Annotated in this window: 13 protein-coding genes and 1 other annotated feature; of the genes, 4 read left to right on the top strand and 9 right to left on the bottom strand. The window is 36.3% G+C overall.

The window, feature by feature from the left end:
• Positions 1–15: 15 nt before the first annotated feature.
• Positions 16–162, top strand: a complete 147-nt coding sequence (locus ABH957_RS20830) for a YuzL family protein (protein WP_085312722.1) — start codon at positions 16–18, stop codon at positions 160–162.
• Between the two features lie 97 nt (positions 163–259).
• Positions 260–1099 carry a D-alanyl-D-alanine carboxypeptidase family protein gene (locus ABH957_RS20825; protein WP_404491679.1) on the top strand — a complete coding sequence of 280 codons (840 nt, stop codon included), beginning with the start codon at positions 260–262 and terminating at the stop codon, positions 1097–1099.
• A 22-nt stretch (positions 1100–1121) separates the two neighbouring features.
• On the opposite strand, the gene ABH957_RS20820 is transcribed toward ABH957_RS20825, so the two are convergent.
• The 4 genes from ABH957_RS20820 to ABH957_RS29490 all read right to left on the bottom strand — a co-directional run bounded on the left by ABH957_RS20820 (position 1122) and on the right by ABH957_RS29490 (position 5024).
• Entirely contained in the window at positions 1122–2039 is a 918-nt protein-coding gene (locus ABH957_RS20820) for a proline dehydrogenase family protein (RefSeq protein ID WP_002112697.1), read from the bottom strand.
• Positions 2040–2349: 310 nt separating this feature from the next.
• A complete protein-coding gene (locus tag ABH957_RS20815) occupies positions 2350–2595 on the bottom strand; it encodes a YusU family protein (RefSeq protein ID WP_404512141.1) in 246 nt (81 codons plus the stop codon).
• A gap of 48 nt (positions 2596–2643) precedes the next feature.
• Complete coding sequence (locus tag ABH957_RS20810) at positions 2644–2946, bottom strand: MTH1187 family thiamine-binding protein (RefSeq protein ID WP_002089423.1); 303 nt, start codon at positions 2944–2946, stop codon at positions 2644–2646.
• A 77-nt stretch (positions 2947–3023) separates the two neighbouring features.
• Complete coding sequence (locus ABH957_RS29490) at positions 3024–5024, bottom strand: methyl-accepting chemotaxis protein (RefSeq protein ID WP_483862341.1); 2001 nt, start codon at positions 5022–5024, stop codon at positions 3024–3026.
• Positions 5025–5234: 210 nt separating this feature from the next.
• On the opposite strand from ABH957_RS29490, the gene ABH957_RS20795 reads away from it, so the two are divergent.
• Complete coding sequence (locus ABH957_RS20795) at positions 5235–5993, top strand: TrmB family transcriptional regulator (protein WP_016121009.1); 759 nt, start codon at positions 5235–5237, stop codon at positions 5991–5993.
• 180 nt (positions 5994–6173) lie between these two features.
• On the opposite strand, the gene ABH957_RS20790 is transcribed toward ABH957_RS20795, so the two are convergent.
• From ABH957_RS20790 to ABH957_RS20780, 3 genes are all read right to left on the bottom strand, one after another.
• Positions 6174–6341 (bottom strand): hypothetical protein, encoded by a 168-nt coding sequence (locus ABH957_RS20790; protein WP_215554642.1) that lies wholly within the window; start codon positions 6339–6341, stop codon positions 6174–6176.
• 77 nt (positions 6342–6418) lie between these two features.
• The gene (locus tag ABH957_RS20785) at positions 6419–7603 is read right to left on the bottom strand and encodes an MFS transporter (protein WP_002129783.1); all 1185 of its coding nucleotides are present in this window, start codon (positions 7601–7603) and stop codon (positions 6419–6421) included.
• A gap of 111 nt (positions 7604–7714) precedes the next feature.
• Complete coding sequence (locus tag ABH957_RS20780) at positions 7715–9028, bottom strand: APC family permease (protein WP_002015963.1); 1314 nt, start codon at positions 9026–9028, stop codon at positions 7715–7717.
• A gap of 65 nt (positions 9029–9093) precedes the next feature.
• Positions 9094–9330 (bottom strand) — a binding site (T-box leader).
• A 165-nt stretch (positions 9331–9495) separates the two neighbouring features.
• Here ABH957_RS20780 and ABH957_RS20775 point away from each other — a divergent pair.
• Entirely contained in the window at positions 9496–9723 is a 228-nt protein-coding gene (locus ABH957_RS20775; protein ID WP_404454474.1) for a hypothetical protein, read from the top strand.
• An 86-nt stretch (positions 9724–9809) separates the two neighbouring features.
• Here ABH957_RS20775 and ABH957_RS20770 read toward each other — a convergent pair whose 3' ends face one another.
• Together ABH957_RS20770 and ABH957_RS20765 are read right to left on the bottom strand one after the other, a co-directional pair.
• Positions 9810–10775 carry a hypothetical protein gene (locus ABH957_RS20770; protein ID WP_404491677.1) on the bottom strand — a complete coding sequence of 322 codons (966 nt, stop codon included), beginning with the start codon at positions 10773–10775 and terminating at the stop codon, positions 9810–9812.
• Positions 10776–10904: 129 nt separating this feature from the next.
• Positions 10905–11687 carry a membrane protein insertase YidC gene (locus ABH957_RS20765; RefSeq protein WP_002067972.1) on the bottom strand — a complete coding sequence of 261 codons (783 nt, stop codon included), beginning with the start codon at positions 11685–11687 and terminating at the stop codon, positions 10905–10907.
• Position 11688 lies beyond the last annotated feature (1 nt).

The following is an 11688-nucleotide window of genomic DNA, read 5'->3' as shown; positions in this document are numbered from 1 at the left end:
ACTGGAGGAATATATATGGCAAAACTTAAGAAGAACCCTTCAAAAGCTGGAATTAGCGCAGCAAGTGTAACTGGAAATGCAGGTCCGCATAATCACGGTGTTGAAAAAGGGCGTCAAAGTAATAACCAACAATTTAAGAAGCATAATATGGGCGAAAAATAACGCTATATTTTTGGGCAGAGAACGTGGCATAATGATTAATGGCTGCTTTTTCTGCCCAATTTATTTGTACATATGGAAAACAAAAGAGGGAACGACGATGAAACGAACAATAATTATGATTGTAATGATTGCCACATTATTTACAGGGATGATTTTCTTTTCTTACGCTCACAGACAACAAGCTGTAAAAGTAGATCAGCCTAACATTACTGGGCAATACGGGATTACAATCGATGCAGACACAGGTGAAATCTTGTATGGAAAACGGGAAGATGAACGCTCTTATCCCGCTAGTATAGGGAAAATGATGACTACCTTACTCTTACTAGAGAATGTAAAAGAAGATGAAGAAATTACGGTTACAGAGAATGCTATTAAAACAGAAAGTCAAAGTGCAAAGATTAAGCTTCGCGCGGGTGAAAAGTTAAAACGTGATGAGGCATTAAAACTTATGCTTATTATTAGTGCAGACCCAATCGCTGAGTCAATCGCTGAACATATTGCGGGATCAAAAGAAAAGTTTGTGAAAATGATGAATGCTAGAGCGAAGGAACTTGGTACAAAGCATGCGACTTTCAAAAACGCAAGTGGTGCTGATGCACTTGGAAATAAAGTATCACCTTATGATATTGCTATTATTACGAAAGAAGCATTAAAGTATCCGATCGTTTTAGAATATATGAATTCAATACATACAACACTACATACTTCAGAGCGATCTCCAAAAATCGCAAACTATGGACGAGAAGAACTATATGACGATCCATATGCGATTGGAAGTAAAAGCGGTTTATCAGCTCTCGGAAAATACACAGTCGTAACAGTTGATGAAAAAGACGGTAAACGCGTCATTAACGTCGTGTTATCTTCTACTCGTACGCAGCTATATCCTGATACGAAGAAAATGGCGCACTACGCATTTCAGCAATTAAAATAACCAAGGAGTATTTTCTCCTTGGTTATTTTTTGATCATACCTTTTAATACGAATGCAACGTTTGCTGGACGTTCTGCTAGACGGCGCATGAAATAGCCATACCAGTCGTTTCCATAAGGCACGTAAACGCGCATTTTGTAACCTTCTTTTACTAGCTCAAGTTGACGCTCTGTACGAATACCAAATAACATTTGGAATTCAAATTGATCCCTTGGAATGTTGTGTTCTTCCGCAAGTTTTTTCGTATATTCAATAATCGCTTCGTCATGCGAAGCAATTGCAGTGTAATTTCCATTTAATAAGTGCATTTTAATAATTTTTTTATAATTGTCATCTACATCTTTCTTTTCCGGGAACGCTACTTCTTCAGGTTCTTTATAGGCCCCTTTTACAAGACGTAAATTAGGATTATAAGCGTTTAAATCTTCCATATCTTTTTCTGTACGATATAAGTAAGCTTGAATAACTGTACCAATATTATCGTATTCAGATTTTAATTGTTTAAAGATATCAATTGTTTTTCCGCAGCGCGTATAGTCTTCCATATCAATTGTAATAAACACACCATTTTCTTTTCCAGCTTCTAAAATACGGCGCATATTGTTCATTACGATTTCGTCAGAGATATCTAATCCCATAGAAGTCATCTTTAAAGAAAGCTGCGAATTAAGACCTTCTCTTCCAATTGCACGAATTGCTTCAATCGATTCGCTAGCCATTTCATTTGCTTCCGCTTCGTTATCAACGAATTCACCTAAATAATCGATTGTTACACAAAGACCTTGCTTATTTAATGCTTTAATTGCAGCTGTCGCTAATTCAATCGTTTCCCCTGCGACGAAGCGACCTGCACCAAAGCGTAAACCGTACTTTTTAGCCAGTTTTGTTAGCGCTTTATTTTTAGATAAGAAAAGAAACGAATTTCGCATTAATTGTTCCATGTAATTCACCCCTATGACTATAATTTATCTGTTTTTTACCCCTCTTCGAAATTATATCATTGTTTAAAATTATTTGATACAAATAATTATTTAGATAATTTATAAAATACTATCAAAACATTTAAAACCCTATATCCTCGTTTATAAATATGAAGAAAATATTTTTCGACATTCAGAAAAAACGGGTTTACTAAGGAAAAAATGAGCATGCCGAAAATATTCGACATGCTCACAAAACCATTTATATTTCATGTAAATTATATAAGGATATTAATAACAAAAACTTGAGGTAACATTATCTCAAGCCTTCTTACTTCTCATTTCGCTTCTCATCATTCAGCTTTTTAATATTCGTAATTAACTGTACCATCTCTTCTTTTGCATCTGGATACGTCTCATTCCAATGTTTCACTAAAGCTGGCATCGTCTTAGCCATATAAGAATATAGTGCCCATCTCTGTACCTGCTCTTTTCGCTCTTCGTTGCTCTCTCCAAGTAATAGTTCCGTGTATTTCTCTAGCAAACCATCAAACTGCTCATTAAACTTTTCACTCATCTTGTTTTCCTCCTATATGAAAAAAGCAGCGAAGATCGCTGCTTTTTCTTATAATTTTGATTGAACAGAGTTTAATTTCTTCTCCATCGTACTTACTTTATCACGGCGATCATCGATACGAATTGTTGTCGCAACGCGCTGTGCACCTTTCGTGTATGGAACTTCATGCATTTGTTGAATGACTTCTAAAATGACAGGAAGATCTCCTTCAATTACTGTATTCATCGGTGTTAATTGATACTTCACGCGATCAGCATTTTTCTCTAGTACCTTTTGTACTTCTGCTACATATTCACTAACACTTGGATTACCTGTTCCTACTGGAATAATCGATACATCAACAATTGCCATAATAATCTTCCTCCTATTACTGCTTCTTATATATCCATTGTCTATTTTACCGAAATTCTCATCATTTTACTAATACGTTACTCTTCTACTTTAAACTGCTCAACCAATCTTTCTAAGTCCTGCATATTCTCTGTCAAACTTTCCATCGTATGAGCTACTTTTTCTAAATGATTCACTTGTGACTCAGTTGCTGCATTTACCTCTTCAGAAACAGCCGCACTCTCTTGACTCGTGCTAGCAATTGTTTGCATAACTTCTGTAATTTCTTCTTGCTCGTGACCTATGTTATTTACCTCTTCTACAATTTTTTCAACTGAGGTACTAATAGTATTTACAACTGACATAATTGTGCGGAATTCTGTCTCCGCCTCTGTCGTAACTTTATTTTGTATATCCGCAATGTCTTTCAATTTACTTACAACTTCTACAACTCGTTTTACTTCTAACTGCACATCGCTAATCATTATTGTAATCTCACCCGTTGCCTCTTTTGATTGTTCAGCTAATTTCCGAACCTCTTCCGCAACAACAGCAAAGCCCTTACCTTGCTCACCTGCACGTGCTGCTTCAATTGAAGCGTTTAAAGCCAGTAAATTCGTTTGATCCGAAAGACCTTTTATAAGTTCTACCACATTTTGAATCGATCCAACCCTTTGCTCTAACTTACCGGACGCTTCTTCCGTATGAACAACGATAGAAGATGATTGTTCTCTTGTACGAACTAAATTTCGCATCGTATTGAGTCCCTGCTTAGATGCTTCTTCCGCCTTACCAGTCACTCCCTTTATTTCACCAACGGAACTATTCATTTCTTCCATCGACTGCGCCATATTTTCAAGTTGCGCTGAAACCTCCTCTACACTATTAGCAAGAGTAGACGCGCCTCCGCTCACATCATCCATTGCACCTGAAACTTCTCTACTAGCTGCTACAGTTTCATTCGTTAAATAATGCAGATTGTGAGTCGATTTCTGTACTGTCGATACACTATTTTTAATTTTACTTACCATTTCATTCATTTGCTCAACCATATCATTAAAGTGAGTCGTAAGCATACCAACCTCATCTTTACTTGTCACCTTCATTTGTAGTGTTAAATCACCTTCCGCTACTTTTTGAACGTGATTTGTTAATAGTTGTAATGGTCTTGCTAATCTTCTTGAGAATACATACGAAGCTAATATTCCAATCAATAAACTTATACATGCCATTATAATAACTGTATTTCTTGTTTCTATTAGTAAGTTATCAATGGACTCTTTCGGATATACAATCCCGATTTTCCATTTCATCTTATCAAACAATTGACTATAGGCTACTACATCTTTTCCACCTAATGTCGCCGCTGCAAATTTCGTTTCATCTTTATTTAAACTTTTAACAAGTGGTTCTTTCGAAACATCTTTTCCTACTTTCTCCGGGTACACAATGGCAATATTTTTATCATTTATAACAAACATTTCTCCGCCATTATTATATTGAATATTATGGAGTAGCTTTTGAATCGTTCCTAGTGATACATCCATTGCTACAACACCTAACACAGAACCATCTTGTCCGACAATGGCTTTTGAAACTCCAATACTTAACTTACCCGTCGCGATTTCATATTGTGGTTCTCCCCAAATAGTCGATTCTGTAGCTGCTTCTGACGCTTTATACCAAGGGCGACTCGTCGGATCATATCCTTCTGGAACTGTCCCACCATCTGCAAGATTTGCACTCAACGTTTTTTTATCTTTCGTCCCAATGTAGACATCTAAAATATCAGGATGATTCTTTTTAAACCTTGAAAATTCCTTTAAAATAAAATTCTCCTCTTCTGGAGTAACCCCATCTTGTAGCATGTTTTGAATATCATCATGAGATCCATAATGACCCATATCTTCTTCAATTCGCTGCATAAATGCAGTTAACTGCTCTGTCACAAGATCCATCGTATTTTCAGAATACTGGTCTAAGGAGTGCGTTTCTTTCTCTTTTTGCAATTGATACACAGCTGTACCTAATATTACAAACATCATAGAAATAAGTACCGAAAATACTACTGCAATTTTTAAACGTAAACTTCTCAACATATTCCCTCAAGCATCCCCTTCTCGGTAAAATTTAATCGCATTAATCACTATATTAAGTATAATAGATAAATCAGAAAGCTCAATCCATATAGTTTAAAAAATTGAAATTTATTCTCATTTCAATCAACTTACTTGTTATCTCAACACTTGTGTAAAAACAAATAGTTCATTATCCTTAAACTATATAATCTCATTCGTTCGGAGGGAACTATGCTACAAAAATTCGGTTTCTCACAATATGAAAGCCAAGCTTATGAAGTTGTCGTATCAAGCAATGACCCATTAGATGCAACAACTATCGTTAAACATTCAGGTGTTCCAAAAGCAAAAATATACGAAGTGTTAGCACGACTAATTGATAAAGGGATGGTAATGGATTCTGTTTCTGAAAAGAAAAAATTGTATACAGCATTGCCACTCAAGCTAGCAATTGAAAAGTTAACGACAGAATTCCAATCTAATATTAAAGAACTTGAAAATAATATTTCTAAAAAATCATTTACAGATGACCGCGTTTGGAGTTTAAAAATGCAGTCTTCTATTAAAGTACAAAGTAGGCAACTTATAGAGGATGCGAAAGAATCCATACGCATCTCCGCATGGAACGATACCCTTTTAGAATATCTTCCTTTACTAGAACAAAAAGAAAAACAAGGCGTCCAAGTCGAGTCCCTCATAGTTGGAAAAGTGGAAACTGACTTAGAAAACATGCATTTTTTAATCCCAGCTCAAGAACCCAACGCATTAGAGCGTTATTTACTACTCATCGTTGACGATCGTGAAATTTTATTTGCTGGTGTAGAGCAAGAATCATGGCAAGCGATGAAAACAATGTCACAACCTTTCGTGAAGTTCTTTACGGAGTTCTTCTATCATGATGTTGCACTTGCGAAGATTACAGAGAAGCACCATGATCTCTTTATGCAGGATGAGGAAATTAAGGAATTGTTGATGAAGTTGAGGTATTAACAAATCCCAAAATCGATTCTACCATTTGAATAGATAATATAATTTCCCATACAAAAAGAGCTGTACCAAACGGAGTTTTACATACTCATTTGGTACAGCTCTTTTCTACGCTTTCGCTAATTCAATTTTATGTAGTTGGTTTTTCGGATGGTTTTGATTTGTAAATACAGAACGTTCATTTTACGATTTTTTTTGCTCCTTTATCTCCATCAAAAGCTCAATAATCTTCTCATTTTGCTCTACTTGTTTCTCAGAATTTTGATAGATGAAACGAATCCATCTAAATACAAAAACAATCACAAATAAAGGAAGTACCGTGAATATAAAACCAATAATTGAATAATCCATATACTATCACCTCGCTATATACTCCCTTCTCCATTTCTCTACTAACCCCTGCAATTTTTTACACAAAAAAGAACCTATCAAATGATAGATTCTTCTTTCGTAAGCTGATTCGAGCGTCCTCTCGTAATAGAGAAAATCGCACAAAGCAGTGCCAATATAATGAAAACGCCGCCTACCCAAGCGTTATATATAACAGATGATTTCTCAATAACAACTCCGCCTACTGTTGAACCGAGCGCAATTCCTAAATGAAGTGCAGAGTTATTTAAACCTTGCTGAATACCAGCTGATTCTGGCGCAATTTCAATTAAATAGTTTTGCTGTGCTGGCGAAATTGCCCAGCTCAGCATACTCCAAAGACCCATCATAATAATGAAGAGCGGGAATGAGAATGTCATCATCGGCAACATAAAGATTGCACATGCAAATACGATAATGATGGAAATAATACTTTTCTTCGATCCCCATTTATCAGCAAGCCAGCCGCCAAGGCCACCTCCAAGTACCGCTGCAATTCCGAAAATGAAGTAAAACACACTAATCCAATTTGCTTCAACATGCATCACATCTTTTAAAAACGGTGTTAAATATGCGTATAGCGTTAAATGTCCTGTTAAAAATAAAAATGATGTTAACTGTGCACTTACAATTTTTTTATCCTTTAACGTAGCAATTTGTTCTCTTATTGATAATACCGATGTCGCTGGTACTTTCGTTAAGAATAATGAAATACAAGCAATCGCCATAACCGTTAATATTGAAATTAATACAAATGGTGCACGCCATCCATATGCATTTCCGAGCACAAGACCTAGCGGTACTCCAAGTACGAGTGATCCACTAATACCCATGAAAATGATTCCAATTGCACGCGCACGAAAATGCGGCTCTACTACACTAGAAGCAAGTGTTACCGATAGTGCAATAATAAGCGATCCACTCGCTGCACAAATTACCCTCGAGAACATTAACATCTCGTAATTCACACTAAATGCCGAAATGATATTTCCAATTAAGAAAATTGATAATGCCACAACATACAATTTCTTTCTTTCAAACTTGCCTGTTAATGCTAATAAAACTGGCCCTGATAGAGCGAATACTACTGAAAATATTGTAATAAGCTGACCAGCTGCACTAATCGACACACCTAAATCATTAGCAACTAAATCAAGCGTTCCTCCTATAATTAGCTCAACCGTTCCGACTACGAAAGCCGCAATAGCTAAAATATATACACGAAAATTCAAGCCTTTCCCCACACTTTCTCTTTTGGTTACTACCATTATAGTAACCAAAAGAGAAAGTGGACGCAAGTACAAATTTTTTTACAACAAAAAAAGCAGGCGTATAATACGCCTGCCCTTCAATCATTAAACTCCAGTTTCTTTCTTCTTATTTAAGTACCAATACACCGGAAGTCCAGTAAATACAATTCCAATTGATAAGAAGCAGCTTACCGGATCGTTAATAATTGCACTTCCAAGTACAAACAACGATCCTAAAATCGCAACGATTGGTACAATCGGGAATAACGGTACACTGTATGCACGCTCTTTATTCTTGTTACGTTTTCTTAAGATGAAGACACCTATAAATGTCATTACATAGAAAATATAAATAATGAATACGGAAATCTCGGATAGCTTATTCGGATCACTAATAATCATTAAAATAATTCCTAATATGATTTCAACAGTAATCGCATTCGCTGGTGTTTTAAATCTCGAATTTTCTTTTGCAATAAACTTAGAAAACGGAAGGTGTCCACGCTCTGCCATCGACATCGGAATACGTGGGAATGTTAAAATCTTTCCATTTAAACAACCGAAAATAGAAATGATAATACCGATACTAATAATTTTCCCGCCATATTCTCCAAGTAACATTCCCGCAGCTGTCGCCGTTGCGTTTTCTCCAAGGGCTACAATTTTCGCTGCTGGTAATACATTTAGTAACGCTAAGTTAATTAATACGTAAGCAGCTGTTACAATTAAAATCCCAACTGTCATTGCCTTCGGTAATAACTTTGTTGGATTCTTCATTTCTCCGCCAATAGAAGCAAGCAAAATCCAGCCATCATAGGCAAATAAAGTTGCTAAAATTGCCATCCCGATACTTTGATTTTCTGATATCGGTACAACTACGTTGAAGATATCACTATTCCCTTTCCAAAACCCTAGCACAACAATTAATATAATTGGAATCATCTTCCCAACTGTCGTAACCGTTTGGACGATGCCCCCATATTTTGTTCCCAAACTATTTATAACGCCTAGGAACACAACTGTTCCAATTGCGATTGGTAAATTCCAGACTTTATCTAAATAGAAAAAATTGATCATTAAAGAACTAAAATACAAACCTAACGTTCCAATAATAGCTGGTCCATAAACAATTGTTTGCATCCAGCCAGATAAATACCCCCAAAAACTTCCGTAAATCTCCTCTAAATACGTATACAACCCACCATTTTTCGGAATTTGCGCTCCAATTTCGGCTACTGTTAAACCACTTGCTAACGTCAACAGACCACCAATTACCCAAGCAAGAATAGCCATATTAGAACTCCCTGAGTAATCTAATACGCTCCCTGGTTTCATAAACACACCAGACCCAATAATAGTTCCTACTACGATAGAGAGTGCTACTGTTAAACCAATTTTGTTTTTCTCATCATGATGCATGCTGCGTATCCTCCTTCCAATTCTAGTGTGATGCAAAAATGAAATAAAAAAACACTCCTCCCTAAAAAAGGGACGAGTGTTGTATTCGTGGTTCCACCCTTGTTTCAATTAGTAAAGTGACACACTTCACCAATTTCTCAAGTCTAAATAACGGTTTTTGCCGGCATGCAATTACTAGATATCCGTTCACTGCTGCAGTTCAGAGGTGGTAATCGATTTTCCCGTATTAGGAAGCTCACAGCCAAAGGCCTCCCTCTCTGATAATCGTAAAAAACTGATCATATCCTCATCATCACTTCTTGATGTCGAATTTTGTAGTTGTTTTCCATTATATTGAATTGTTAGAAAAAATCAATATATTTTTTATATAACATAAGAAATATTTCTCTTCTTATATTATAACAGAAGTTACCATTTTTCTCTAATTCCCTAAAAATGGTATAATCCATGTAGGAGGTGTACTAATAATGATTGCTATTTTTTGTATCATCGCTACTGTTCTTTCTTTTATATTCGCTATCATGTATCGATATAAGTATCCTGGTTATAGCATTTTAGCGGTAGCTATTATACCAGCTGCTTCCTTCTACGTATTAGGTAAATACCAATATACTGAAGTGTTTATCGGTTTTGCAATCTTCTACTGCACCTTTGGATACATACTAACAATGAAAAGAATTTTATTGAATCATTAAAAGGGACCGATTTCTGCTTACAGAAATCGGTCCTCGCATGCATCATATCCCTCGGTTGCCCACACGAAAGATACGACATAGTTCAATTATTTATCTTCATTTTTCATAAAAAATTTATGATTTGGAAGATCCACATTTAAATCTGCTAATTGTTTCTTTTCCTTTTCTAGAATCGCTTTCGCTTTTTCTTTTGTCGCCTCATCTAAGTTTGCAAAGATGTCTTCATGCTTCCCTTTCTCTGGAAGATTCACACCTAGTTTTGTCAATTCTTCTTTCGCTTGCTCGCGAGTTAATTTCCCGGACTTTTCTTGCTCAAAAATGGACTTCGCTTTTTCTTTTGTCGCCTCATCTAGATTCGCGAACATATCACCGTGCTTCCCTTTCTCTGGGAATTTCACACCTAGTTCTTTCAACTTCGCTTTCGCTTGCTCACGAGTTAGTGTTCCAGACTTTTCTTGCTTCAAAATTGCTTCCGCCTTTTCTTTTGTCGCCTCATCTAAATCCGCGAATATGTCACCATGCTTCCCTTTCTCTGGAAGCGTTACGCCTAATTCTTTCAATTTCTCTTTCACTTGCTCATGCGTTAATGCTCCGGACTTCCCTTGCTCAAAAATGGACTTCGCTTTTTCTTTTGTCGCCTCATCTAAATTCGCGAATATATCTTTGTGCTTACCTTTCTCTGGGAATTTCACGCCTAGCTTTGTTAATTCCTCATTTGCTTGTTCGCGAGTTAATTTCCCGGATTTTTCTTGCTCTAGAATCGACTTTGCTTTTTCTTTCGCCTGATCATCTAGTCCTGCAAACATTTCCTTGTGCTTACCCTTCTCTGGGAATTTCACACCTAATCCCTCTAACTGTTTCTTTGTATCATCCATAATCGTTTTTACTTTTTGTTTTGTTGCTTCATCTAAATTCTTCTTCGCAGTTCCTTTTGTAACTTGCTCAGCTGCTGGAGTATTAGTTGCCGCAAACGCTGGTATACCAGCTCCTCCTATAATTCCAAATGATAAAGCACCTGCAATTGCTAAATATCCAACTGTTTTCTTCTTCATAGGAAATTTCCTCCTTCATATTTCTAAAGCATGTACACTTTCGTATACAATGCCAATAGTAATGTTGGTTTCTTAAAATTTCCTTAACGATTTAAATAAAAAACACCGCTCATCACGAGCGGCGTTTATCTAAGCTTTTTGTAATTGTAATTCTTCACGTTCCATTACTCTTCTTAATACAATTGTTTGTGTCATTGTAAATAAGTTACCTGTAATCCAATACAGCACAAGTCCTGATGGCGCCGCAAATCCCATAAATAGAATCATTGCAGGCATCATAATTTGCTGTATTTTCAGCATTTGAACTTGTTCTCCAGGCGTTACATTTGATTGGAACACCTTCATTTGAATAAATGTTGTTAACGCTGCGATAATCGGTAATATGTGATATGGATCTGCATGTCCTAGGTTCACCCATAAAAATGAAGATGTACGAATCTCTTCAGTTCGGCTAATCGCATAATACAAAGCAGAGAAAATCGGCATTTGTATAAAGATTGGCCAGCACCCAGCTAACGGATTCCAACCGCCTGATTTCATTAGTTCTGACATTTCTTTTTGATACTGCTTTTGTTTTTCAAGATCTTTACCCACATCACCGTATTTCTGTTTCAGCTTCTGTAATTCAGGTTGCATTTTTTTCATTTTCGCTTGGCTACGATATTGTGAAACAGCTAATGGAATCATTGCTGAACGAATAACGAGCGTCATGATAATGATGGCAATCCCGAAGCTAGCTCCAGGTATATGATGAGCAACAAATTGAATCATAAATGAGATTGGATATACGAAATAATGGTTCCAAATTCCCGTACTATGTGAATCAATTGTACCTGCATTACTGCAGCCAGATAAAACAAAAACAAGTAATAATGATAAACTAATGAGCCTAGCTCGGTATGATTTTAACATG

The organism is Bacillus sp. RC242 (assembly GCF_044908245.1).
GTDB lineage: Bacteria > Bacillota > Bacilli > Bacillales > Bacillaceae_G > Bacillus_A > Bacillus_A mycoides.
Note: the sequence above shows the minus strand (reverse complement) of the source record. Positions and strands in the feature narration are given on the sequence as shown.

What these genes read in the sequence shown, in the direction of transcription:
- ABH957_RS20820 (WP_002112697.1), bottom strand. Translation starts at nt 2,039, where the DNA reads ATGGAACAATTAATGCGAAATTCGTTTCTTTTCTTATCTAAAAATAAA.
- ABH957_RS20795 (WP_016121009.1), top strand. Translation starts at nt 5,235, where the DNA reads ATGCTACAAAAATTCGGTTTCTCACAATATGAAAGCCAAGCTTATGAA.
- ABH957_RS20825 (WP_404491679.1), top strand. Translation starts at nt 260, where the DNA reads ATGAAACGAACAATAATTATGATTGTAATGATTGCCACATTATTTACA.
- ABH957_RS20815 (WP_404512141.1), bottom strand. Translation starts at nt 2,595, where the DNA reads ATGAGTGAAAAGTTTAATGAGCAGTTTGATGGTTTGCTAGAGAAATAC.
- ABH957_RS20775 (WP_404454474.1), top strand. Translation starts at nt 9,496, where the DNA reads ATGATTGCTATTTTTTGTATCATCGCTACTGTTCTTTCTTTTATATTC.
- ABH957_RS20810 (WP_002089423.1), bottom strand. Translation starts at nt 2,946, where the DNA reads ATGGCAATTGTTGATGTATCGATTATTCCAGTAGGAACAGGTAATCCA.
- ABH957_RS20770 (WP_404491677.1), bottom strand. Translation starts at nt 10,775, where the DNA reads ATGAAGAAGAAAACAGTTGGATATTTAGCAATTGCAGGTGCTTTATCA.
- ABH957_RS20830 (WP_085312722.1), top strand. Translation starts at nt 16, where the DNA reads ATGGCAAAACTTAAGAAGAACCCTTCAAAAGCTGGAATTAGCGCAGCA.
- ABH957_RS29490 (WP_483862341.1), bottom strand. Translation starts at nt 5,024, where the DNA reads ATGTTGAGAAGTTTACGTTTAAAAATTGCAGTAGTATTTTCGGTACTT.
- ABH957_RS20765 (WP_002067972.1), bottom strand. Translation starts at nt 11,687, where the DNA reads ATGTTAAAATCATACCGAGCTAGGCTCATTAGTTTATCATTATTACTT.
- ABH957_RS20780 (WP_002015963.1), bottom strand. Translation starts at nt 9,028, where the DNA reads ATGCATCATGATGAGAAAAACAAAATTGGTTTAACAGTAGCACTCTCT.
- ABH957_RS20790 (WP_215554642.1), bottom strand. Translation starts at nt 6,341, where the DNA reads ATGGATTATTCAATTATTGGTTTTATATTCACGGTACTTCCTTTATTT.